The 23403-nt window shown below is 71.6% G+C and carries 23 protein-coding genes; 8 read left to right on the top strand and 15 right to left on the bottom strand.

The genetic code is table 11. The annotated features are described in order from the left end of the window. Nucleotides 1-503 precede the first annotated feature (503 nt). Genes JQX11_RS14225 through JQX11_RS14215 form a run of 3 tightly spaced genes read left to right on the top strand, consistent with a single transcriptional unit; the run spans nucleotide 504 to nucleotide 1962 of the window. Nucleotides 504-1289 carry a helix-turn-helix domain-containing protein gene (locus tag JQX11_RS14225; RefSeq protein WP_204925449.1) on the top strand — a complete coding sequence of 262 codons (786 nt, stop codon included), beginning with the start codon at nucleotides 504-506 and terminating at the stop codon, nucleotides 1287-1289. Next, the gene (locus JQX11_RS14220) at nucleotides 1286-1501 is read left to right on the top strand and encodes a DUF397 domain-containing protein (RefSeq protein WP_204925448.1); all 216 of its coding nucleotides are present in this window, start codon (nucleotides 1286-1288) and stop codon (nucleotides 1499-1501) included. Before JQX11_RS14225 ends, JQX11_RS14220 begins: the two co-directional genes overlap by 4 nt. Beyond that, nucleotides 1492-1962 carry a nuclear transport factor 2 family protein gene (locus JQX11_RS14215; protein ID WP_204925447.1) on the top strand — a complete coding sequence of 157 codons (471 nt, stop codon included), beginning with the start codon at nucleotides 1492-1494 and terminating at the stop codon, nucleotides 1960-1962. Before JQX11_RS14220 ends, JQX11_RS14215 begins: the two co-directional genes overlap by 10 nt. Here the strand turns inward: JQX11_RS14215 and JQX11_RS14210 are convergent. From JQX11_RS14210 to JQX11_RS14190, 5 genes are all read right to left on the bottom strand, one after another. Beyond that, a complete protein-coding gene (locus tag JQX11_RS14210; RefSeq protein WP_232377852.1) occupies nucleotides 1889-2479 on the bottom strand; it encodes an SRPBCC family protein in 591 nt (196 codons plus the stop codon). The genes JQX11_RS14215 and JQX11_RS14210 overlap by 74 nt on opposite strands. After that, complete coding sequence (locus JQX11_RS14205) at nucleotides 2479-4173, bottom strand: ABC transporter permease (RefSeq protein WP_204925446.1); 1695 nt, start codon at nucleotides 4171-4173, stop codon at nucleotides 2479-2481. The genes JQX11_RS14210 and JQX11_RS14205 overlap by 1 nt, the downstream gene beginning before the upstream one ends. Next, nucleotides 4158-4922, bottom strand: coding sequence for an ABC transporter ATP-binding protein (locus JQX11_RS14200; protein ID WP_204925445.1), 765 nt, complete (start codon nucleotides 4920-4922; stop codon nucleotides 4158-4160). Before JQX11_RS14200 ends, JQX11_RS14205 begins: the two co-directional genes overlap by 16 nt. 136 nt (nucleotides 4923-5058) lie before the next feature. After that, complete coding sequence (locus tag JQX11_RS14195) at nucleotides 5059-6699, bottom strand: sodium/solute symporter (protein ID WP_204925444.1); 1641 nt, start codon at nucleotides 6697-6699, stop codon at nucleotides 5059-5061. Nucleotide 6700: 1 nt separating this feature from the next. Beyond that, nucleotides 6701-7096: a hypothetical protein gene (locus tag JQX11_RS14190; RefSeq protein ID WP_204925635.1), complete on the bottom strand. Its 396-nt coding sequence runs from the start codon at nucleotides 7094-7096 to the stop codon at nucleotides 6701-6703. A gap of 275 nt (nucleotides 7097-7371) precedes the next feature. Here JQX11_RS14190 and JQX11_RS14185 point away from each other — a divergent pair, with 275 nt between their 5' ends. Beyond that, nucleotides 7372-8754, top strand: a complete 1383-nt coding sequence (locus JQX11_RS14185) for a hypothetical protein (protein ID WP_204925443.1) — start codon at nucleotides 7372-7374, stop codon at nucleotides 8752-8754. A 275-nt stretch (nucleotides 8755-9029) separates the two neighbouring features. Beyond that, on the top strand, nucleotides 9030-11111 hold the full coding sequence (locus JQX11_RS14180; protein WP_204925442.1) for a choice-of-anchor D domain-containing protein: 2082 nt from the start codon (nucleotides 9030-9032) through the stop codon (nucleotides 11109-11111). Between the two features lie 157 nt (nucleotides 11112-11268). Here JQX11_RS14180 and JQX11_RS14175 read toward each other — a convergent pair whose 3' ends face one another. The 4 genes from JQX11_RS14175 to JQX11_RS14160 form a co-directional block, all read right to left on the bottom strand. Next, nucleotides 11269-12030, bottom strand: a complete 762-nt coding sequence (locus tag JQX11_RS14175; RefSeq protein WP_088643667.1) for a LytR/AlgR family response regulator transcription factor — start codon at nucleotides 12028-12030, stop codon at nucleotides 11269-11271. A gap of 17 nt (nucleotides 12031-12047) precedes the next feature. Continuing rightward, the gene (locus JQX11_RS14170) at nucleotides 12048-13271 is read right to left on the bottom strand and encodes a sensor histidine kinase (protein WP_204925441.1); all 1224 of its coding nucleotides are present in this window, start codon (nucleotides 13269-13271) and stop codon (nucleotides 12048-12050) included. Between the two features lie 40 nt (nucleotides 13272-13311). Next, nucleotides 13312-14823 (bottom strand): sugar transferase, encoded by a 1512-nt coding sequence (locus JQX11_RS14165; protein WP_204925440.1) that lies wholly within the window; start codon nucleotides 14821-14823, stop codon nucleotides 13312-13314. Between the two features lie 329 nt (nucleotides 14824-15152). Further along, nucleotides 15153-16013, bottom strand: a complete 861-nt coding sequence (locus JQX11_RS14160; protein WP_088643573.1) for an Fpg/Nei family DNA glycosylase — start codon at nucleotides 16011-16013, stop codon at nucleotides 15153-15155. A gap of 24 nt (nucleotides 16014-16037) precedes the next feature. Here JQX11_RS14160 and JQX11_RS14155 point away from each other — a divergent pair, with 24 nt between their 5' ends. Beyond that, nucleotides 16038-17312: a glycosyltransferase gene (locus JQX11_RS14155; protein WP_204925439.1), complete on the top strand. Its 1275-nt coding sequence runs from the start codon at nucleotides 16038-16040 to the stop codon at nucleotides 17310-17312. A gap of 235 nt (nucleotides 17313-17547) precedes the next feature. Here the strand turns inward: JQX11_RS14155 and JQX11_RS14150 are convergent, their stop codons facing one another. Genes JQX11_RS14150 through JQX11_RS14140 form a run of 3 tightly spaced genes read right to left on the bottom strand, consistent with a single transcriptional unit; the run spans nucleotide 17548 to nucleotide 19113 of the window. Continuing rightward, nucleotides 17548-17754, bottom strand: coding sequence for a hypothetical protein (locus JQX11_RS14150; protein WP_204925438.1), 207 nt, complete (start codon nucleotides 17752-17754; stop codon nucleotides 17548-17550). Between the two features lie 2 nt (nucleotides 17755-17756). Then, a complete protein-coding gene (locus JQX11_RS14145) occupies nucleotides 17757-18956 on the bottom strand; it encodes a helix-turn-helix domain-containing protein (RefSeq protein ID WP_307826182.1) in 1200 nt (399 codons plus the stop codon). Continuing rightward, nucleotides 18943-19113 (bottom strand): hypothetical protein, encoded by a 171-nt coding sequence (locus JQX11_RS14140; protein ID WP_204925437.1) that lies wholly within the window; start codon nucleotides 19111-19113, stop codon nucleotides 18943-18945. Before JQX11_RS14140 ends, JQX11_RS14145 begins: the two co-directional genes overlap by 14 nt. Nucleotides 19114-19357: 244 nt before the next feature. Between JQX11_RS14140 and JQX11_RS14135 the strand changes: the two genes are divergently transcribed. Next, on the top strand, nucleotides 19358-20185 hold the full coding sequence (locus JQX11_RS14135) for a helix-turn-helix domain-containing protein (RefSeq protein WP_204925436.1): 828 nt from the start codon (nucleotides 19358-19360) through the stop codon (nucleotides 20183-20185). 8 nt (nucleotides 20186-20193) lie between these two features. Next, the gene (locus JQX11_RS14130) at nucleotides 20194-20388 is read left to right on the top strand and encodes a DUF397 domain-containing protein (protein ID WP_204925435.1); all 195 of its coding nucleotides are present in this window, start codon (nucleotides 20194-20196) and stop codon (nucleotides 20386-20388) included. Nucleotides 20389-20695: 307 nt separating this feature from the next. Here JQX11_RS14130 and JQX11_RS14125 read toward each other — a convergent pair whose 3' ends face one another. From JQX11_RS14125 to JQX11_RS14115, 3 genes are all read right to left on the bottom strand, one after another. Beyond that, nucleotides 20696-20893: a hypothetical protein gene (locus JQX11_RS14125; protein WP_204925434.1), complete on the bottom strand. Its 198-nt coding sequence runs from the start codon at nucleotides 20891-20893 to the stop codon at nucleotides 20696-20698. A 263-nt stretch (nucleotides 20894-21156) separates the two neighbouring features. Further along, nucleotides 21157-21966, bottom strand: a complete 810-nt coding sequence (locus JQX11_RS14120; protein WP_307826181.1) for a pectate lyase — start codon at nucleotides 21964-21966, stop codon at nucleotides 21157-21159. 174 nt (nucleotides 21967-22140) lie between these two features. After that, on the bottom strand, nucleotides 22141-23238 hold the full coding sequence (locus JQX11_RS14115) for a tetratricopeptide repeat protein (RefSeq protein ID WP_232377851.1): 1098 nt from the start codon (nucleotides 23236-23238) through the stop codon (nucleotides 22141-22143). Nucleotides 23239-23403 lie beyond the last annotated feature (165 nt).

The raw sequence follows: 23403 nt of genomic DNA, 5'->3' as shown, positions 1-23403 counted from the left end.
AACGTGAGCCGGGCCGGCTGGCAGGGCCAGGGTGCGCCACAGGCCCGGCAGCGCCACAACGGCCGCATCGCCACATGCGGCACGAACCGCCTCACCATCTGCCCCGCCCCTCGCCGCGCCGACATCCCGGATGCGCCAGGAAGGATCTTGGAAAGTTCCGGCCTCCCTGGGGGCCGTTTCCCGCCAAGATCCGGGCCGCCTCGCGCGGGGAGTGCGAGTGGCCGTGGCCGGTGCGGTGCTGCGAGCGACAAACGTTGCCGGACGGGATCAATGGTCTCGACCGGGCGGGCCAGCGACGTGGCTGCGGCACGGAAGCCTCCTTCGCGGGGTGGAGGCCGCCCCGGCCGGAGGTGGCCGGGGCGACCCGCGCAGGACCGGTCGCCGGGACGCTGCCTCCATCGACCGGGCCGCGTGCCCTCCACCCTGGACGCGGCAGCCCGCGCAGGGGAGGATGCCAGCGGTTACTACGGAGCGCGTTCGCGTACTTACCGGATAGGTGAGTGATGAACTTCGAGATGTGGGTTCGGGCGTTGAAGGCGGCCAGAGCCGGTGCCGGGGTGTCCCAGGAGGGCCTGGCCGGCCTCGTCAAGTGGAGCCCGTCGTTGATCGCCGCGATCGAGACCGGTCGCCGCCGACCGACCATGGAGTTCGCCGTGGCGGCCGACGAAGCCCTCGGCACCGGCGGTCTCCTCGCCGGCCTCCTCACCGACCACGAGGGGGAGCGGGCACCGTCATGGTTCCTGCCCTGGCAGAGCTACGAGGCCCAAGCGGTTCGGCTGCGTAACTTCGAGCCGTGTCTGGTACCCGGGCTGCTCCAGACCGAGGACTACGCGCGGGCCATCTTCTCGGCCGGCGGGCTCCAGCGGGACGAGCGGGTCGAGGGACTGCTCGCGCTCCGGATGAGCCGACAGGCGGTACTGAGCCGGGACGACCCACCCGAATGTGTCTTTGTCATCGACGAGAGCGCACTGCGGCGGTCGATCGGTGGGCCGGCGGTGATGGATCGGCAGTTGGGACGGCTGCTGGAGGCCGCTGAGCTGCCCCATGTGCGGCTCCACGTGCTGCCGCTCGATGCCGGCGCGCACGTCTCGCTGGGCGGCGGGTTCGTGCTGGCGGAACTGCCTGGGAGCGAGCAGGTCCTGTGTCTGGACAACACCGCCCGGGGGCAGATCGCGGACCATCCGGAATGGATTCGACTGATGCTGCGCAAGTGGGAGAGTCTGTTGGGTGAGGCGCTGGCCGAGCGGGCCTCGCTCGATCTGGTCAACAAGCTGAAGGTGACCCCATGACCTCTGACGAGCCATGCTGGCGGACCTCGTCGCGTTCCGACGACTCCGGTAACTGTGTCGAGGTGGCGGACAATCTGCCCGGGGTGGTGCTGGTCCGGGACAGCAAGGACCGCTGTGGCCCGACGCTCCACTTCACCCCCGACACCTGGCGTTCCTTCGTCACCTCGGCGGGAACCGCCGCCCGGCTGGAGGGACCACGGGTGTGCCGCTGAGCGCCGATGACCGGCTGGCGATCCACGAACTCGTCGCGCTGCACGGCCACCTGATGGACGACGGGGCGTTCGACCGGTTGTCCGAGCTGTTCACCGACGACTTCGCCTACGACGTCACCGCCTACGGGTTCGGCGTACTGCGGGGGTACGCGGCGTTCGCTGAGGCGGCGCGGACCCTGGGCGACGGGAACCCGCTTGGCCACCACGTGACCAACGTCGTGGTCAGTGAGGACGCCGACGGCACCGTCCGGGTCCGCTCGAAGGGGCTCGGCGTGCCGGTCGACGGCCCGGTGGGCACCGTGGTCTACGAGGACGTGGTCCGTCGGGTCGAGGTACAGCCCCCGGCGGGTACGGCCGGCGCGCGGCGGCCGGCGGCGGGCTGGCGGATCAGCTACCGGAGGGTGGTCCCGCGTCGTCGACCGCTGCATCCCGAGGGGCGGGGTCAGCACCCCGAGAGCTGAGGTCCACCTCCCGGGGTGTGCCGTCCGGCCCGTCGGACAGGGCGGCACGGGCGGCGGCCAGCACCTGCGGGTCGGCGCAGCCGGCCGCGTAACCGGCGATCCGACGACGGATGTCCCGGGTGAGCAGCCAGACGCCGACCCGGTCGGCGACCGGCCGCAGGAAGGCCGGCCGGCAGCGGAAGCTGTACCGCCAGGTGGCGACCGTGTGGCCCGGTTCGGGTGCGGGGGCGAACCGCCAGCCACCGGCGAACATCTCGAAGAACCACGGGCCGCGCACCATCTTCATCCCGACGTTCGTCGGCGGGGCGAAGGAGACGTACTCGCTGACCATCGCCAGGCCGTGCCGGGAGCGGGTGAAGGTACGCACCCCCTTGCCGGGCCGGGTGGCCCCGTCGACGAAGTGCTGCTCGCGGACGAACGGGTCCCACCGGTAGCGCACCGGCGCGACGGTCTGCGACACCGCGAACGCCACCTCCGGCGGGACCGCGACGGTGGTGACCGCCTCGACGACGGGCATCAGCGGCGGGGGGTCACGGTCGACAGCAGCTCCGGCATCCGGCGGTCCAGCACGTCCCCGGCCAGGTACGCCCCGAGCAGCGCCGCCCCCACCCCGTACGCCGCCCCGACCGGCAGGGCCAGCCAGAGCCAGACGTCGCCGAGCAGCCCGGCGGCCACCACCATCGGTACGGCGGCAGCCGCCGAGCCGACCATGGACAGCAGGGTGAGCATGCTCTTGGCGACCCCGGAACCACCGTTCATCGCGAACGGGTTGCTCGTCTCCGGCAGCGAGTACGCCCCGAGCACCGAGATGAACCCGTTGATCGCCAATCCCACCCCGTACGAGGCGAGCAGCGCGCCCGCCGCCACCCCGAACCATTCCGGCCGGCCGAGCACCCCGCTGATGATCAGGGAGACGACGCCGAGCATCGGCACCACGTACACGGAGAAGGCGGTCATCCGGGCGCGCAGCTCCAGCCGACCCGGCACCCCGGCCACGACGTTGGCCGCGTAGGCGCTGCCGTCGAAGCCGAACTGGTTGGCCAGGGTCACCGAGGCGAGCACGCCGACGAAGAGCATCGAGATGCTGAGCAGCACCGGCGACGGGTCCCCGGTGGCCTCGAAGCCGTCCTCGCCGACGGCGAATCCGGCGCCACCGAGGTTGACCATCACCGGGACGAAGATCCCGACCACCGCGATGGTGATCAGGTTGGCCCGTCGTCGGGCGTCCCGCCACCAGTAGCGGCACTCGCGGGCCACCAGAGCGCCGAACCGGTCCCGACGGGCCCAGCCGACCGCCCGGGGGAAGAGTTGGGCGACCGCGCCGCCGGTCGGTGCCTGGCGGGCCTTGGTCGGGGCGGCGCTCGCCGCGCCGACCATCGCCGACTCCAGCGACCGGGACCACCAGAGCAGCAGCGCCCCGATGGCGACCCCGGTGATCAGCAGCTTGACCGGGACGGCCCAGGCCCGGCCCTCGGCCACGTCCAAGCCGATCGTCCAGGGTGCGCCGAACGGGGTCCAGCCGACGATCCGGGCCACCCCGACCAGCCGGTCCCAGTCGGCGGTGCGGACTGCGGCCAGCACCACGAGCTGCAACGGGCCGAGCGACGCGGCGACCACGGCGAGCAGCACGGCGGCCAGGTCGCGTACCCGGCGGGACCGCAGCATGGTGGCGAACGCGCTGGTCACCGCGCGGCTGGCGGCGACGCAGAGCAGCACCCCGGCGACCACGCCGACGGCGGCGACGACCCCGGCGACCGCGCCGCCGAGCAGCGCGGCGCTGACCACCAGCCCGGTGACCGCGACCAGCACCGCGAACACCGGGACGCTGACCAGGGCCGCCGCGAACAGCCCGGTGACCAGGGTGCGGCGGGACAGTGGCAGCAGGGCGAACCGGGCCGGGTCGAGGGTCTCGTCGACGCCGAAGAAGACGAGTGGCAGCAGCAGCCAGCCGAGCACCAGCATCCCGCCGCCGAACGCGGCGGCCATCACCGCGTACCGGGGTTCGTCGGCGAAGCCGGGGGCGGCGAACATGAGGAAGCCGCCGGCCGCGAACCAGAGCCCGACCAGCACGCCGGTCACGAACAGGGCGATCCGCCAGCCCTGGCCCCGGAAGTTGTTGCCCATCACCCGTAGCTTGAGCCGGACGAAGTGGCGGGGGGAGACCGCGCGGACCCGAGTGGGGGGCGCGGGCGCGGTCACCGGGACAGCCACGCCAGCTCCTCACCGGTCGCCGTCCGGCCGCCGACGACCTCGACGAAGACGTCCTCCAGGGAGCGGTCGCCGCGTACCTCGGCGAGGGTGCCGACCCGCTTGATGGTGCCCTCGGCGAGGATCGCCACGTGTGAGCAGAGCCGCTCGACGACCTCCATCACGTGGCTGGAGAAGACGACCGTCCCGCCGCCGACCACGTACCGGTGCAGAATGTCGCGGATCAGCGCCGCCGACACCGGGTCGACCGCCTCGAACGGCTCGTCGAGCACGAGCAGCCGGGGGCCGTGCAGCAGCGCGCAGGCCAGGCCGATCTTCTTCTTCATCCCGGCGGAGTAGTCGACCACCAGGGTCCGGCCGGCGTCGGTGAGGGCCAGCACGTCGAGCAGTTCCGCCGCCCGCTGGTCGACCACCGCCGGGTCCATGCCGCGCAGCAGACCGTGGTACGCCAGCAGCTCCGCGCCGCTGAGCCGGTCGAACAGCCGTACGCCGTCGGGCATGACGCCGAGCAGCCGTTTCGCCTCGACTGGGTCACCCCAGACGTCGTGCCCGAGCACCCAGGCCTGGCCGTGGTCGGGCCGGAGCAGTCCGACGGCCATCGACAGGGTGGTGGTCTTGCCGGCGCCGTTGGGGCCGAGCAGGCCGTAGAACGAGCCGGCGGGGACGGCCAGGTCCACCCCGGCGACCGCCACCTTGCCGTCGAACTGCTTGGCCAGGCCACGGAGTGCCAGCGCAGGGTGTTCACCAGTCATGTCCCGACCGTATCCGGGCCGGGCGAGGAGCCGCTCCCGCCAGGGGACGATCCCGGATCATCCCGCAGGCGGACGACCGGGCGGGGGTGGTTCCGGGAGGACGCCGACCGCGATACCGGCCGACCGGGACGAACCGTCAGGAACGGAGCGACTCGGGTGCGTGCAGGCGGAGCATGGTGGCGCCGACGTCGACCGGGGTGCGGCGTCGGGTCGCCATCGACACCGCGATCATCACGGTGAAGGCCAGCGGCACCGTCCAGGCGGCGGGCTGGGTGGTGAGGGTCGCCGGCCAGCCGGTCAGCGGCGGCCCGAGCACGGTGACCAGCACCGCGCCGATAGCCGCGCCGCCGCCGACCAGCACCCCGGCCGCCGCGCCGAGATCGGTCAGGCCGCGCCACCAGATGCCGAGCACCAGCAGCGGGCAGAAGCTGGACGCGGCGACCGCGAAGGCCAGCCCGACCACCTGGGAGACGTCCAGCCCGGAGACGTTCAGCGCGAGCACCGCAGGCACCCCGCCGGCGATCACCGTGGCCAGCCGGAAGCCGCGAACCGAGCCGTGCCCCAGCACGTCGGTGGAGATCACCCCGGCGACGCTGGTGAGCAGCCCGGACGAGGTGGACAGGAAGGCGGCGAACGCCCCGGCGGCGACCAGGGCGGAGAGCAGCCGCCCGGTGACGCCGTCACCGAGCGCCGCCTCGGGAAGCAGCACCACCACCGCGTCGGTCTGCCCGCTGACCAGCAGTTGCGGGGTGTAGATCCGACCGAGTACGCCGTACAGCGTGGGCAGCAGATAGAAGACGCCGACCATGGCCAGCACCACCAGGGTGGTCCGCCGGGCCGACGCGCCGTCGGGGTTGGTGTAGAAGCGCACGAGCACGTGCGGCAGTCCCATGGTGCCGAGGAAGGTCGCCAGGATCAGCGAGTAGGTGGCGAACAGACCCCGGTCGTCGTCCCCGGCGGCGCTGGGCAGCAGCCAGTCGGTGGCCCCGGTGGCGACCCCGGACACCTCGGGCACCGGGTCACCGGCGGCGAAGCTCAGCTCGTCGCCGGGGCGTACCTCACGGATGGTGCCGTCGGGGAAGGTGAGGGCCGCGCGGTGCTCGACCACGACGGTGGTGGCGGTGCGGAACGCCGGCCCGTCGGGCGGGGTCACCGCCGGGCGGGCGTCGGCCTGCCACTGCAGGGCCAGGAAGATCGCGGGTACGGCGAGCGCGGTCAACTTCAGCCAGTACTGGAACGCCTGCACGAAGGTGATCGCCCGCATCCCGCCCAACGCCACGTTGGCGGTGACCACCGCGGCGACCAGCAACGCCCCCACCGGGTACGGCGAGCCGGCCACCGTGGCCAGCGTCAGCCCGGCGCCCTGCAACTGCGGCACCAGGTAGAGCCAGCCGATGAAGATGACGAAGACGGTGGCCAGGGTGCGCAGCCGGCGGGAACCGAGCCGCAGCTCGCAGAAGTCGGGCAGGGTGAACGCCCCGGAGCGGCGCAGCGGCGCGGCGACGAAGAGCAGCAGCGCCAGGTACCCGGCGGCGAAACCGACCGGGTACCAGAGCACGTCGACGCCGTACTTGAGGACCAGCCCGGCGATGCCGAGGAAGCTCGCCGCCGACAGGTACTCCCCGCCGATGGCGGCGGCGTTCCAGGTCGGACTGACCGTCCGGGAGGCCACCAGGAAGTCGGAGGTGGTCCGGGCCAGGCGCAGTCCGTAGAAGCCGATGCCGACGGTGATCAGGGTGACCGCGACGATCGCCGGTACGACGTACCCGTTGCCCATCTCAGCGTTCCGGTCGCTGGACGAGGTCGACGAAGTCCTGTTCGTTGCGTTCGGCGAGCCGCACGTACGCCCAGCCGACGGCGATGAGGAAGGGGAACGAGACCACCCCGAGCAGCAGCCAGGGCAGGTTGACGCCGAGCACGGTGACCCGGGCGACCGGGGGTGCGATGGCGAACAGCCAGGGCAGCCCGCCCAACCCGATGAGCACCAGCAGGCTCAGCCGCAGGGCGAGGGTGAGCTGTGCCCGGACCAGGCCCCGGACCAGCGCCTCACCGACCCGGGTCTGCTGGGTCAACTCGGTGCGGGTGTGGGCGGCCCGGGTGTCCCGGCGGGAGACGCCGGCCAGCACGATCCGTACCCGTCCGGTCGACCGGACGGCCGGCGGCCCCGGGTCCACCGATGGTGGTTCGGGGTGGTGGTCGGCGGTCACCCGGGCAGTCTCGTCCGCCCCACCTGAATGTCAAGTGTCGTCCACCGGGGGTGTGGACAACCTGTGGACAACGCGACCGGCCTGTGGATGACGGTGGGCGACCCGGCGACCACCATGGCGTTACGTCTGATTCGTCCTCACCGGAACGTCACCCGGAGATCATCTGTAACGGCCTTGCCGGCATTGACCCAGGCCCCTACGCTGGGGCAGCCAATCCCTTCCTCTTCGAACACGGGGTCTCTATGCGCAAAATTCGCACTCTCCTCGGCGTCGGTCTCGCCGGAGCATGTGCACTCGCCGTGGTGCCGGGTACGGCCTCCGCGGCTCCCGTCTCCGCGCCGCTGCAGAAGGCGGCAGCCCTCGACGACGTGACCGGCGCCTACTACCCGGTCTCCCCGGCCCGGCTGCTGGACACCCGCAACGGCACCGGCGCCCCGGTCGGCAAGATCGGCGCCGGCAAGAAGGTCGACCTCCAGGTCGCCGGCCGTGGTGGCGTACCGGCCAGCGGCGTCGGCGCGGTCGTGCTGAACGTGACCGTCACCGGTCCCAGCGCCGCCAGCTTCCTCACCGCCTACCCGACGGGTGAGTCCCGCCCCACCGCCTCCTCGGTGAACTTCGCCAAGGGCTGGCTGGGCTCCAACAACGTCACCGTGAAGCTCGGCTCCGGTGGCAAGGTCTCGGTCTACAACAACAGCGGCTCGACCGACGTGATCGTCGACGTGGTCGGCTTCTACGCGGGCGACAACAGCCTCACCAACCGGGCCGGCGGCCAGTACGAGTGGTACCTGCCGATGCGGTACTGGGACAGCCGGGAGGACCCGGAGGGCAAGCCCCCGGCCGGTCAGGTGCTGGAATACTCGCTCGACTTCGGGGACTACAACCCGCACGTCAAGTCGTTCGTCCTGAACGTCACCGCGGTGTCGCCGGCCAAGTCCGGCTTCCTCACCGCGTGGTCCGGCAAGGGCACCCGGCCGGGCGCCTCGACGGTGAACTACCTCGCCGGCAAGAACGTGCCGAACCTGACCTTCGTGCAGACCACCCCCTGCACCGGCACCGAGCAGAACGAGTGGTGCATCCCGGGTGCGCCGAAGTTCAGCATCTACACCTCGCAGGCGGCGCACGTCCTGGTCGACCTGGTCGGCGTGGTCGACGACGGCGACTCCCCGTACGGCATGCGGTTCGCCCCGCTGAGCCCGACCCGGATCGTGGACAGCCGCTCCAACCTGGGCATCTCCGGTGCCATCCCGGCGGGCGGCACCCGCAAGGTGACCGCCCCGGCCGAGCTGGTCACGCCCGACACCGATGTGCTGGCGATGAACGTCACCGCCGTCACCCCGACCAACAACACGGTCATCACCACCTGGCCGGCCGACTTCGACGGCGTCGGCAAGCCCGACACCAGCAACCTGAACCCGTACGCGGGCCAGGTCGTCTCCAACGGCGTGCTCGGTGTCATCGGCCCGAACTACGCGTTCAACGTCAACAACCTGTCCGGCAGCACGCACCTGGTCGCCGACGTGGTGGGCACGTTCTACTACCCGGAGGCGGCCACGGCCAAGTCGGCCGCGTCGCTGAAGGGCGGCAAGGCCAAGCCGAGCGCGGTTCCGGGCTCGAACCGGAGCTGACCGGCAGCAGCCACGACGGCGGACCGTCAGCCGTCACCGCAGAGCGCCCCGACCACACGGTCGGGGCGCTCTCGCGTTTCCGCGAATGGGACGGTGGTTCCGTCGGAGGCCCGGCTCACGTGCCGGTCGTCGATCCGGTAAGGGCGCAATGCCCTTTCTTGGCATTCCGTCGATACGGCCTTGCCGCTCGTGATCACCGCCCATAGTGTGTGGTCCACAATCACTCTTCCTTCTTCACGGGGTAATGCATGCGCATTTTTCGCGCTCTACTCGGCATGAGCGTTGCCGGGGCCTGTGCGCTGGCCGTACTGCCGGGAATGGCGCTGGCCGCGCCGACCGCGCCGTACACGGTCCTCACCGTCGACGTCGGCGACCAGACCGGCGGCTATCCGATCAACCGGTCCGACGTCTTCGACCGCGACAACTCCACCATCTCCGTGGTCGCGCAGAGCAACGACCGGTTGGCGGTCGATACCAACCGGGCCGGCTCCTACGTGCGGCTCAGCATCCAGCCGCCGGCCGGCGAGCAGTGGACCGCCGGTCAGACCTACCAGGCGACCTGGCAGGGCGACGGCGGCACCGCCGCCATGGACCTGGCCTCCGACGGGCGCGGCTGCGGCCACGTCAGCGGATGGATCAAGGTCCGGCAGGCCGAGCGGGACGGTGACACCGGCCGGGTCGACGCGTTCGCCGCCGCCTACGAGTACAGCTGCCGGGACAGCACCTACTACACCGGCACGGTCAGCGGTGAGCTGCGCTGGAACTCGTCAGTGGACTATGCGGTCGCGCACGGCGAGCCCAACCCGGTCAGCTTCAACTACCAGGAGATCGCGGTGCCCAGCGCGGCCCGGACGGTGACCTTCCGGTCCGTCGGCAGCGCCCCGGTCACCTTCGGGGCGGCCAGCCTCGGTGGTCCGACGCCCGAGGCGTTCGCGCTGCTCGGCTCGGACTGCACCGGCCGGACGCTGACCCCGGGGCAGACCTGCACGGTCTCGGTCGCGGCCAACCCGACCAGGGAGGGTGTGCAGCAGGCGAGCCTGCTGCTCGCCGATGACAGCGCCTCCGGCACCCGGCGGGTGCAGTTGGCCGTGGAGGGCTTCCGGGGCGTCACCGGCAGCTACTACCCGCTGGCGCCGAAGCGCCTGATGGACACCCGTTCCGGGTTGGGCGCGCCCAAGGCCAAGATCGGCCCGGGTAAGAAGGTCGACCTCCAGGTCACCGGTCGGGGCGGGGTGCCGAGCAGCGGTGTCGGCTCCGTCGTGCTGAACGTGACGGTCGTCGGCCCGACGGCGGGGAGCTTCCTGACCCTCTACCCCGCCGGCCAGAGCCGTCCGACCGCGTCCTCGATCAACTTCGCGAAGTCGTGGCTCGGCTCGAACAGCGTCACCGTCAAGGTGGGCTCGGGCGGCAAGGTGTCGGTCTACAACCACGCCGGGTCGACGGACGTCGTGGTCGACGTGACGGGCGTCTGGGCCGGGAACAACTCGCTCTCCAGCCGGGGGTCGGGCGGCCAGTACCAGTGGATCAAGCCGTTCCGGCTCTACGACACCCGGGACGACGGCGCTCCCCTGCCCGCCAACTACTACATGGAGAGTTGGCTCAGCTTCGGCAGCGTCAACGCCAACGTCAGGGCGCTGGTCGTCAACATCACCGCCGTCTCGCCCCGCAAGGCCGGCTACCTGACGGCCTGGAACGGGCAGGGGGACGTGCCGAGCGCGTCCACGGTCAACTACCCGGCGGGCAAGGTGGTGCCGAACCTCGCCATCGTCGAGACCGTCGAGTGCACCGAGTGCGGCGGCAAGCGGGCACCGCAGTTCGCGATCTACACCTCGCAGACCACCCACCTGGTGGTGGACGTGGTGGGCGTGATCGACGACGGCACCGTTCCGGACGGCCTGCGGTTCACGCCGATGTCGCCGACCCGGATCGCGGACAGCCGGATCGGCCAGGGCCTGCCGAGCGTGCTCGGGCCGACCGCGGTCGGCAAGGTCACCGCACCGGCGAGCATGCTGACCCCCAGCACGCAGGTGCTCGCGATGAACGTCACCGCGGTCACCCCGACCAGCAACACCGTGCTCACGGTGTGGCCGGCCGACTCGGCGATGACCCGGCCCACGGCGAGCAACCTCAACCCGGCCGCCGGGCAGACCGTCTCCAACGCGGTGCTGGGCATCCTCGGTCCCACGCAGGGCTTCAACGTCTACAACCACTCGGGTAACACCCACGTGGTCGCCGACGTCGTCGGCACGCTCTGGGTCTACCCGGGTACGGCTACTCCGCCCACGAGCCGGGCCACGACCCCCGGCAGCAGGCTCAAGGTGACCGACTCCGGCGTCGGCGCTCCCTCCCCGCGCTGACCCGCGACGCGGCGAAGGGCGTCCCGGCCTCGGTCGGGGCGCCCTTCGCCGTTCATGCCAGGGGGCCGATGTTGCGGCATCCGGGCACCCGGTCACCGCAACGTCGCCGACATTGCGACGATCAGCCGCCGGCGCGACGATCATGGCCGCACCCGGGTCAGCGGTTCCAGTCCTGTTTGGCGGCGCGGACCAGCTTGTCCTTCAGCTCCCGGGTGTGCCGGCGGCTCACCGGCAGCTCGGCGGCGTCGATCAGCACCACGTACCCCGAGTTGACCAGGCGCAGCTCCGCGATCAGCCGCAACTGCACCAGGTACGACCGGTGGATGCGCACGAAACCCGCGTCCGCCCAACGCTCGGCGAGCGTGGCCAGCGACACCCGGACCAGGTGCGACCCGTCGGCGGTGTGCAGCCGCGCGTAGTCACCCTGCGCCTCCACCCAGCGCACCGCCGAGCGGGGCAGCATCCGGGTCGTCCCGGCCAGCTCCACCGGGATCGTCGGGTCCTCCTCGGCGCGGGCCAGCGCCGCCGGGTGCGACGGCACCACCCGGGAGCCCATCACCCGGCGCAGCGACTCGGCGAGCCGTTCGGCGCGTACCGGCTTGCGGACGTAGTCGGTGGCGCCCAGGTCGAACGCGTCGACCGCGCCGTCGTCGTACGCGGTGACGAAGACGATCGCGGGCGGCCGGGCGAACCGGCGCAGCACCCGGGCCAGTTCCATGCCGTCCAGTCCGGGCATCCGGATGTCCAGGAAGACCACGTCCACGTCGGTGTCCCGCAGCACCCGCAGCGCCTCGGTGGCGTCACCGGCCGTGTGCAGCCGGGCCACCCGGGGATCGGCCCGCAGGTGGTACGCCAACTCGTCGAGCGCCGGAGGCTCGTCGTCGACCGCCAGCACCCGCAGGAACCCGGAGGCGTTCACCGCGCCGCCCCGCTCGCTCACGCGCCGGCCCGTACGCCCGGGTGGAACTTCGGAATCCGCAGGCTCACCTTCGTACCCGAACCGGGGCCCGTCTCGACGACCAGGCCGAACCCGTCGCCGAAGACCGAGCGGAGCCGCTCGTCGACGTTGGAGAGGCCGACGTGCTGGCCCGGGTCGTCGGTCGGGTCGCTGCCGGCCCGGGTCAGCTCGGCGATCCCCGCGGTCAGCGTGGCCGGGTCCATCCCCACTCCGTCGTCCTCCACCGTGATGTGACACTCGGCACCCGCGTCCCGGGCCTCGATGCTCACCATGCCGGTACCGGGCTTGCGCGACAACCCGTGTCTTACCGCGTTCTCCACCAACGGTTGCAGGCACAGGAACGGCAGGGTCACCGGCAGCACCTCCGGGGCGATCTGCAACCGCACCTGCAACCGGTCACCGAACCGGGCCCGTTCGATGGTCAGGTAACGATCGATGGAACGCAACTCCTCGGCGAGGGTGGTGAACTCCCCGTGCGCCCGGAACGAGTACCTGGTGAACTCGGCGAACTCCAGGATCAGCTCCCGGGCCCGTTCCGGGTCGGTGCGCACGAACGACCCGATCGCGGTCAACGCGTTGTAGATGAAGTGCGGGCTGATCTGCGCCCGCAACGCCCGGACCTCGGCGCGGGCCAGCCGCTCCCGGGACGAGTCCAGCTCGGCCAGCGAGAGCTGGTTGCCGGCCCAGTGCGCGGTCTCCAGGGTGGCCTGCACCAGGCCCGGCGCGGGCGGCCCGTCGGCCACCGCGACGAGCGCCCCGACCACCCGACCGTCGGCCGACAGCGGGGCCACCACCGCCCCCCGGACCAGACAGTCCACCCGGTCGCAGTGCAGCTCCGACTCGCCCAGCACCGTAGACCGGCCGGTCTCGGCCACCCGCCGGGCCGCCGCGAGCAGTTGCCCGCCGTGGTGCCCGCCGCGCCCGTCGAGGGCGAGCAGCGTGTCGGCGTCCGTCAACGCCAGTCCGGCCGCCCCCACCAGGGCCCGCAGGTGGCGTACGGCCTTCGCCGCGCCCGCCGGGTGCAGGCCGGTGCGCAGCGGCTCGGCGGCCAGCCCGGCGGTGTGCAGCACCTCGTAGGTGGCCCGTTGGGTGGCGGTGGCGATGCCCCGTCGACCGCGCAGCCGCAGCGCCGCCCAGAGCGCGGCGGCGAGCGCGGTCACCAGCGAGACGACGCCGACCACGGCGGAGAGGTTGCCACCCACCCCGCGATCCTGGCCTGTCCGGCCCGCCACGCCAAGGGGTTCAGTACGCGCCCTTGCGGGCCAGCACCACACCCACCGTGCGCCACAGGATGCTCAGGTCGTACGCCAGCGACCAGTTGTCGACGTAGTACAGGTCGAGCCGGACCGCCTCGTCCCAGGACAGGTCGGAACGGCCGGACACCTGCCACAGCCCGGTCATCCCCGGCCGGACCAGTAGCCGCCGCCGTACGTCGCCGAGGAAGTCGCCGTCGTCGGCGGGCAGCGGACGCGGCCCCACCAGCGACATCTCCCCCCACAGCACGTTGATCAGCTGGGGTAGCTCGTCCAGCGAGGAGGCCCGCAGGAAGCGGCCCACCGGGAACACCCGGGGGTCCTGCTTCATCTTGAACAGCATGCCGTCGGTCTCGTTCTGGTCGACCAGACCGGCCAGCCGCTCCTCGGCGTTGACGTACATGGTGCGGAACTTCCACACCCGGAAGGTCCGCCCCTCGTGGCCCACCCGGGGCTGGCGGAAGAAGACCGGCCCGGGGTCGGAGAGCCGGATGGCCAGCCCGATGGCGAGGAAGACCGGGACGAGCAGCAGCAGGCCCAGCCCGGCGGCGACCCGGTCCATCAGGTTCTTGGCCAGCAGCGCCGGCCCGGACAGGGTCGGCTCCTCCACGTGCAGCAGCGGCAGGCCCTCGATGGGGCGGATGTGCACCCGGGGGCCGGCGATGTCGGTGAGCTGCGGGGCGACCACCAGGTCGACGCCGGAGCCCTCCAGCTGCCAGGCCAGCCGGCGCAGCTCACCCGGTTCGGCGCTGGCCGAGCCGCAGACCGCGATGGTGTCCCCGCCGACCTCCCGCACCAGGGCCAGCACGTCCCGCCCGGCGTACACCGGGACGGGGGTCTGGATGCCCCGGGCGGCGGCGTACCCGTCGGTGATGTGGATGGCAACCGGCACCAGGCCGGCGCTCGGGTTGCGGGTGACCGCGACGTAGACCTCCAGGCACTCCGGCAGGGTGCCCACCAGCACCATCCGGTGCCCGGCGTGCCCGGCCCGACCCCGGATGCGGTGCAGCACGAACCGGGCCGTCATCCGCCCGACCAGCACCAGCACCAGCGCACCGAGGAGCGCGAAGCCCACGGTCCACCGGGAGAGCTGCGTGACGGTGGCGAAGGCGAGGAACGAGACCGTCGCGGCGACCGCGACGCCGGCCCGGATGACCCGCTTGTACTCGTCCGGCCCCAGCCCCAGGTAGCGGCGGTCGTATGCCCGGTTTCCCCAGAGGATGACCACCCAGCCGAGCGGCAGCAGACCGAACGCGACCGTGTGGAACCAGGTCGGGTTCTCCTTCACGCCGTAGAAGCCGGAGGCCGCCTGGTCGAAGATCTGGATGGCGAGGAAACTCGCCAGCGCCGCCGCGGCGAAGTCGAGCAGCAGCAGCGCGACGATGTACGGGCGGTGCCAGCGGGACACCCGGCGGCGGGCGCGGGCCCACGCCGACCGGGGCACCCCGTTGTGTGACGGCGGTGTCGGCGGCTGGATCTCGAAGCTGTCCACGTGCCGCACGAGTTTGCTCCGGCCTGTGTTGGTTACCGGGCGCTGGAGGCTTGTCGTCACCTCAACCCATGTCCTCCCGCATGACACGCGCCGCTCACTCGCCGTGAGGGGCCCGGGTCGCCCACCGTTCCAGTCTCCCACGCTGGCAGCGGGTCAAACGCGGAGCCGGGGGGGCTTTGCGTCTGGCGCTGCCGACGGGGAACCGGCCGACTTCACGTCAGTTTTCGAAGCCGGGGACCGAGCCACTATACCGATGGACGGCCACCGGGGTAGAGCGCGGACGGGGACGTTCCGCGCGCCAGGGACGATACCTCTCCGTAACAATGGCGCGATGTGACTCAGCGTACGAGGCGGGACAACCGACGGTCAGCGAGCGGTTTGCCCCCGGTCTGGCACGTCGGGCAGTACTGGAGGCTGGAGTCGGCGAACGACACTTCCCGTACCGTGTCGCCACAGACCGGGCAGGGCAGTCCGGTGCGGGCGTGCACCTTCAGCCCGGAACGCTTCTCACCCTTCAGCTCCGCCGCCCGGTGCCCGGCCGAGCGGCGTACCGCGTCGCCGAGCACCGTCCGGGTGGCGGCGTGCAGGGTGGCGAGCTGGTCGTCGGTGAGCCGGTCGGTGATCGCGAACGGGGACAGCTTCGCCGCGTGCAGGATCTCGTCGGAGTACGCGTTGCCGACACCGGCGAGCACCGCCTGGTCGGTCAGCACCCCCTTGACCTGCCCGCGTCGGCTGCGCAGCCGTTCGGTGAAGGTGGCCAGGTCGGCGTCGAGCGCGTCCGGCCCGAGCTTGGCGACCCCGGGGACCTGCGCCGGGTCGGTCACCAGGTAGGCGGCGAGCTTCTTCTGGGTGCCCGCCTCGGTGAGGTCGAACCCGGAGCCGTCGTCGAGGCGTACCCGCAGGGCGATCGGGCCCTTGCCGGGGCGCAGCGGGGTGGTGGACGGGAACGCCTCCCGGTAGTGCAGCCAGCCGGCGCGGGCCAGGTGCACCACCAGGTGCAGGTCACCGTCGAAGATCACGTCGAGGAACTTGCCGTGCCGCCGGGCGTCGGCCACCGCCCGGCCCGACACCGCAGTGGGCGCCGGGTCGTACGTCTTCAGGGCGCTGATCGCGGCGACCTCGACCCGGTCGACGCGTCGCCCCACGGCACGCTCACGCAGGTACCCCGCGAGCGCCTCCACCTCCGGTAGTTCGGGCATCACATCACGGTAGCCTTCGTTCCCGTGAGAATCGTGGTGGCGCACAACCGGTACCGGGAAGCCCAGCCGTCGGGTGAGAACACGATGGTCGACTCGGAGATCGGGCAGCTCACCGCGGCCGGGGTCGAGGTGTTGCCGTTCATCCGCAGCTCGGACGAGATCCCGTCGATGCCGAAGTCGGCCAAGGCGCTGCTGCCGATCTCACCGATCTACGCCCCGCGCGCACAGCAGGACCTGTCCCGGCTGCTCACCGAGCACCGGCCGGACGTGCTGCACCTGCACAACCCGTACCCCCTGCTCTCGCCCTGGGTGGTGCGGACGGCGCACAGGCACGGGGTGCCGGTGGTGCAGACGGTGCACAACTACCGGCAGGTCTGCTCGTCGGGGATCTACTTCCGCGACGGCGTCATCTGCCAGGACTGCAAGGGCCGGACGCTGGCGGTGCCGTCGATCGTGCACCGTTGTTACCGGGATTCCCGGGCGCAGAGCGCGCTGATGGCGGCGACCCTGGCCGTACACCGGGGCACCTGGCGTTCGGTGGACCGGTTCATCGCGCTGACCTCGGCCATCGCCGACCACCTGACCGACTACGGCATCCCGGCGGAGCGGATCGTGGTCAAGCCCAACGCGGTGCCCGACCCGGGTGCACCTGCCCCGCTCGGCGACGGCTTCCTCTTCCTGGCCCGGCTCACCCCGGAGAAGGGCCTCGACCTGCTGTTGGAAGCCTGGCGGCGGCACCCGGTGGGCAGCCTCGGCACGCTGCGGGTGGCCGGCGATGGCGAGCTGCGCCCACTGGTCGAGGCCGCCGCCGCCGAGCGCGCCGACGTCGTCTACCTGGGCCAACTCGACCGGGACGGGGTACGCGCCGCCGTCGAGGCGAGTGCCGTGGTGATCGCCGCCTCGATGTGGCACGACGTGCTGCCCACGGTGATCATCGAGGCGTTGGCCAGTGGGCGGCCGGTGCTCGGTACCGCGCTCGGCGGCATCCCGTACCTGGTGGGTGCGGACGCCCCGCACGAGCCCGCCGGCACCGGTCCGGCCGCGGTCGCCTCGGCGGTCGCGGGTCACGCCCCGCCGCCGGCCGGTCCGCCGGCGGTCCCGGCCAGCCTGCTGGGCGGCACCGCCGGCTGGGTGGTCCCGCCGGACCCGGCCGCGTTGGCCGCCGCGCTTCCGGTCGCGCGGGCCGGTGCCGCGCTGCTGTCCGCTCCGGCCCGGCTGCGGTACGAGCAGACGTTCCACCCGGACGTGGTCCTCAAGCGGCACCTCGCCATCTACGCCTCCCTCACCCGCGCCAACTGAGTTGCTGCGGTCCTCGCGGCGGCCGGGCGTGTCGCGGGGCGGCCGACATGTCTGCGCGAAGTGATATGCCCAGCAGTCATATTCATGCCTGCTGGGCATGACGACTCTGGCCGAACCAACTCCGTGGGCCGTGCCCCTGCTGTCCGCCCCGGGCGACCCGAGGGCTGAGCGTGGTGGGTGACGGTGCCCTCGCGGCCGGTGGTGGGCGGTGAGGCTGCTGCGGTGCGGCGGCGTTTCAAGCCGGGTGGTGGGGTTCGCCGGGTGGCCGGCAGTCAGCGGCGGCGGCGAGGACGTCGCGGGCGGCGGCCGACACCCGGCAGCCCGCCACCCGGCAGACCTGGCAGTGACCGTCCGGGCCGGACCGGTGGGCGCGGAGGACTGCGCGGGCGGTGAGGACCAGCCGGTTACGGATCTGCGCCAGCGACAGGTGCGGCGCGGTCATGGTCAGGTCACCCCGAGGGCGGCGGCGAGCGTGACGATCGTGGCCGGGGCGTGTGGGGTGCGGGCCACCTGGGCGAGCACCTCCCGGGCGGCGGGCCGGTGGCGTACCTCGGCGGGGGCCATCCGGTCGGCCTCGGCGAGCACCCGGCCGGCGTTGGCCGGGTCGTCGGCCTGGAGGTAGGCGCGGGCCGCGTCGACCAGGTGCGCCGCCCGGTGTTCCAGCGGCAGCCACCGCCAGGCGTCCCGCCGGGTCGTCTGCTCGTGCCAGGCCACCGCCTCGCCCGCGTGGCCCAGCTCCAGGGCGGCGGCGGTACGGGCGAGGTCCACCGCCGTCGGCCCGAACGCCGTCCGGTGGTGGTCGTGGCCGTCGCCGATCTGCGCGGCCATCCCGGCGGCCTCGTCGAGCAGGTCGGCGGTGGCGCGGTCGTCGCCCCGGCGGGCCGCCCCCAGCCCGGCCTGCACCAGCAGGGTTCCGCACAGCGACAACTCGCCGGGGCCGCCGTCGTCGGGGCCGAGCAGGGCGATCCGGTACGCGGCGGCGAGCGACGCCGACACCGCCGCGCGGGCCCGCCCCGAAGCGCGGAACACCTGGCCGAGCTGCACCGTGGCGGCGGCCACCAGCAGGGGATCGCCGGCCCCGGTGGCCATCGCCCGGTCGGCGGCCAGCCAACCCAGGTCGACCTCGCCGAGCTTCACCAGCAGCGCGGCGGTGAGCCGGTACACGTCCACCAGCAGCGGCCGGTTCGACTCGTGATCGTCGGCGGAGATCCGCTGCACGCCGGCCAGCAGACCCGGCAGCACGTCGACCACCTGCGGGTACCTGGCGTGCTGGAACTGCACCCAGGCGTGCCCGACGTCCCGCACCACCCGGCCGGCCGGCACCGCCGGGCGGGTCGCCGGTCGCCCGAGCGCCATCTCGTACGTCGACAGGGCTGCCCGGATCCGCTCCACCCCCTCGATCCGGGCGGTCGGCGTGGCGGGGCGGGCATCCCGGCCGAGCAGCACGGCGGTGTCGATCCGCAGCACGGCGGCGATGTCCCGCAACGTCGACACCTTGTCCAGCGACCGGACACCCCGCTCGATCTTGTCCACCCAGGATTTCGACCGGCCGAGCCGGTCGGCGAACACCTGCTGCGACAGTTTCCGCCGCCCCCGCCAGTACGCCACCCGCCGGCCGACCGGCAGCAGCTCACTGCTGTCCACGACGCCACCGCCGGTCCGGCACCGCCCGGGTGGTGTCCTCGGCCGGTATCCGCTCCGCCTCGGCCTGGGCGAGGATCCGTTGCCGCGCCGCCTCGCGTTCCGCCGCCTGGATCTGCTCGCCCCGGTCGTCGTGGTCGGACCCGCGCCGCGCCGTCACGACCAGCACCCCGCCCGGTACTCCCCGGCCAGGGTCAGCAGCGGCCGCCGGAACGGCTGCCAGAGCCTCGCCAGCGGGCCAGAGTTCGTCGGGTTCTTCGCATGCCGAGCCATGGGGACCTCCCGAGAGTTTTTCTGGTTACCTAATTTAGGAATCTAAAAACGCATGCTAGGAGGTGAGAACTGATTTGGGAACCCACGGCGTGTCGCCGGATCGTGGGCGGAAGGGACGGGATACTCGCCGGATGGTCACCCCGACGATCCAGCGACGTCGCCTCGGCAACGCCCTCCGACGGGCCCGGGAGGCGGCAGGCAAGAGTCAGGACGAGGCGGCGGAGGTCATCGACTCCGCATCGAGCAAGGTCAGCCGGATGGAGCTGGGCCAGTCCGGCATCCGGCTGACGGACCTGAAGCTGCTGCTCGACTTCTACGGCGTGTCGGCGGAGGAGGCCGAACCGCTACGGGAACTCGCCCGCGCCGGCAGGCAGCGCGGACGGTGGAGCGGGTACCGCAACGTGGTGCCGGACTGGTTCCGGCAGTACCTCGACCTGGAGGCGGACGCGGCGGAGATCCGCTGGTACCAGTCCGAGGTCATCCCCGGCATCCTCCAGACCGAGCCGTACATCCGGGCGATCATCGACCGGGACGACGTGGAGCGGCAGGTCGAGGTACGTCTCGAACGGCAGAAGGTCATCGACCGCCCGGACGGGCCGGAGCTGAACTTCATCCTCAGCGAGTCCGCCCTCCGGCGGAACCTCGGCGACCCGGCGGCAATGCGGGATCAGTTGACTCACCTCGCCGCGCTCGCCGACCGCTCGAACGTCACGATCCAGGTGTTTCCGCTGGATGCTGAGACTTACGTGACCGCCTCGTACAACTTCATCATTCTCCGGTTCGGGGAGGAGGTCGCCTCCGACGTGGTCTACCTGGAGACGTTCACGGACGCGGATTACCTCGACAGCCCCGAGGCGCTTCGGGCCTACAATCGGCTGTGGGGTCGTCTCCAGGCTGCGGCCTTGGGGCCGGCGGAGTCCCGCAGGCTCATGCTGCGGATTGCAGGCGAGATGAAGTAGAGGCTGACATGTCGAACCCGGACCTCACCGGCGCGGTGTGGCGCAAGTCCACCCGCAGCGACTCCAACGGCGGCGCGTGCGTCGAGGTGGCCGACCTCCGCGACGGGGTGGCCGTCCGGGACAGCAAGGACAAGTCCGGCCCCACCCTGGCCTTCGACGCCCAGGGCTGGCGCACCTTCGTCAACTCCCTCAAGAGCAACTGACGTCGCCACTCGTGCCGCCGTGGCAGTGACCTGCCCTCGGCCCCACTTCGGAGCCCGGGGCACGCTGCGGTGCGACGAACCGCCGCCCGAGAGCTGAGCGGCAAACCTGTGGGCCGAAGTAGCGGTGTCCCGTCGCGGTCGACACCCCAACTTCACCCCAACTGAGTCGATCAAGCTGGAAGACACCCAGGACGCATACGGCCTGCCCAGGGTTGACGGGCATCCAGCCTCCGCACCGGAAGCTAGGAGACGTCGAAGAGCCGGAGGCCGTCGTATTCGGCGAAGTCGGCGTAGTCCTTGTCGAGGCTCACGCGGCGGTGGCCCGGCGGGAGGCATGCAGATCAGCGAGAAAGTCGTCCAGCTCGTCGTCGGACTCGAACAGGCCCGGCCGTGCGAGGTCGTCGACGGAGGCGATTGGCCGGACACCCTGGCGACGGGCCGTCTCCTCGGCCGGTACGTGCTCAGCGGTCGGCCACTCAGGCATCTGCTCGGCGCTGCTCGACATCCCGGCTCACCTCCTACGTCTTGGATCGTCGCCTATTCTCGCACCTCTGACGTCCAGGCGTCCGCATGTCACGGCCAACTGTCAGTCGTCTTCCGTCACGCCCTTAGTGTGGCTGTGACCTGGACTGTTGTCGTGGTTTGGCCTGCTCGTTGGGGCGTCGATGCCAGCGACGGCGACGGGCCGCGCATGCCCACCTGGGCGCGTGCGCGGCCCGCCTCGCCCGTGGCCGAACGTCGATGCTGGACCCTCCTTGCCAGCAGGCCCTACCGGTAGACGATGTTTGACGACGTGTACTTGCAGTACGTCCCGTCGGGCCCGCTGCCGGTCTTGACGGGTTCGGCACCGGAGCTGTTGCCCGTGTAGCGGTCGCAGATGGAGATCTTCCGGCTGCTGTCGCCGTAGATGGTGATGCCCGAGAACGTCGCGGTGTCGCCGTAGTTGGTGTTGATGCCGGCGAGCACCTTGCCGGGGGCGGTCACCGTGACGTTCTGGATGACGACGGTCCGCTTGTACTGGGTCGAGCAGTTGCCGCACGACCGGTACAGCTTGCCGAAGTTGCTGACGTCGAAGTTCTTGATGGTCAGCTTGCCGCCGCCGTTGTGCTGGAACACCTTGTCCGAGGCGGACCGGGCACCCCCGCCGTCGACCGTGTAGTTCGCCGACGAGCCGCCCTTGAACGTGGCGGCGTCCTCGCCGACGTCCTCCCACCACACGTTGACCAGCGTGCAGCTGCCCTTGCAGTGGATGCCGTCGGCGGCCGGTGAACCGATGATCACGTTCTTGATCGTCGCGCCGTCGGCCAGCTCGAAGATCGGCTTCTGGCTCTCGCTCTGGCCGCCGTCGCCCATCGCGCCACCGGCCTTGTAACGCACCAGGCCGAAGTCCCGGGTGCCGCTGATCGACTGGGTGCTGGTGACGGTGGTGGTGCTCTTGGCGGTGGGCCAGGTGGCGGCCTGGGCACCGGTCTGGGTCACGACCAGGCCGGCGGCGACCAGCCCTACGGTGGCGAACGGCAGCAGGGCGACCTGCCACCGTCGACGGCGCGACGTCGCGCCGTTGTCACGTGTGCTCACGTGTCCTCCGAGACGGGTGATGGGACGGGGTGGTGGCGGACAGCCGTCCGCACGCGCAGGGGCGCCCGCCAAAGTGCCGCAACAGGATTGGAAAGCGCTTACCTGCGAACGCCACACTACGATACCTTTCGATGCGCCGGAAGGGTCTCGCTCGGCCATGGCCGAAGCGCATTCCTACTGGCGTTCCGCGCGTTCCTGACGGAGTTGTTCGAGGACACGGGTGTCGGCTTCGAGGTCGGGGTGGCCGACCTGCCGGTCGAGGTCGACGACGTGTTCGAGTTCGCCGATCGCCTGGTCGAGTTCACCGTCCGCTTGGTGGACCATCGCGATGTTGTACCGGGTGACGGCTTCCCCGGCCCGGTCGCCGACTTCCCGCCGAATGGGGAGGGCTTGGTGGTAGTGGTCGAGGGCCCGTTGCCGATCCCCCAGGCTGGCGTACACGAGGCCGATGTTGTTGAGGGTGACGGCTTCGCCGGCTCGGTCGCCGACTTCCCGCCGGATGGGGAGGGCTTGGTGGTAGTGGTCGAGGGCTCGCTGCCGATCCCCCTGGCTGTTGTACGCGTGGCCGATGTTGTTGAGGGTGACGGCTTCGCCGGCTCGGTCGCCGACTTCCCGCCGGATGGGGAGGGCTTGGTGGTAGTGGTCGAGGGCCCGTTGCCGATCCCCCTGGTTGTCGTACACGTTTCCGATGTTGTTGAGGGTGGCGGCTTCGCCGGCCCGGTTGTCGACTTCCCGCATGATGGGGAGGGCTTGGTGGTAGTGGTCCAAGGCCCGCTGTCGATCCCCCAGGCTGTCGTACACGCTGCCGATGTTGTTGAGGGTGGCGGCTTCGCCGGCCCGGTTGTCGACTTCCCGCGTGATGGGGAGGGCTTGGTGGTAGTGGTCCAAGGCCCGCTGCCGATCCCCCAGGCTGTCGTACACGCGACCGATGCTGGTGAGGGTGGCGGCTTCATTGCCCCGGTGGCCGGCCTGTTGGTACATGGTCAGGGCCTGCTGGTAGTCCTCAAGCGCTGGCCGGGGTCGACCGGTCGACGACCGCGCCCAACCACGGTCGTAGAAGGAACCGGCGTCCGGGCCCAGGGTCAGGGTCGCGGTGGCCATGGCCTCGACGGCAGCGAACCGCGAGGTACGCAACCACACCCGGCACACCCGGTCGCCGACCTTCCGGGCGATCTCCGGCTGTCGACCGGCGACCGCGAGTCGATGCACCTCCACGCGTCGGGCGATGGTGGTCGCCGCAGCAGGGTTGACGGGGCGTTCTCGATCCTCCATCGCCGGCCCACCTCGCTCTTCCTGCTGCTCCCGTTGTCGAGGGTAGGACGGCGACACCACCGGCATGAGGGCAGTGGCATCGGTCGTCGTTGTTCTTGCCCGATGACCGGGGCCGTCGGTGAGTCGGAAAGCTGTCACCTGGGCCCGGTTCTCCGAGCGGCCCCG

Source organism: Micromonospora humida, from assembly GCF_016901255.1.
In the GTDB taxonomy this organism is placed as follows: Bacteria; Actinomycetota; Actinomycetes; order Mycobacteriales; family Micromonosporaceae; genus Micromonospora; species Micromonospora wenchangensis.
The sequence above is the reverse complement of the archived record's forward strand: the minus strand, read 5'-3'. Positions and strand labels throughout refer to the sequence as shown.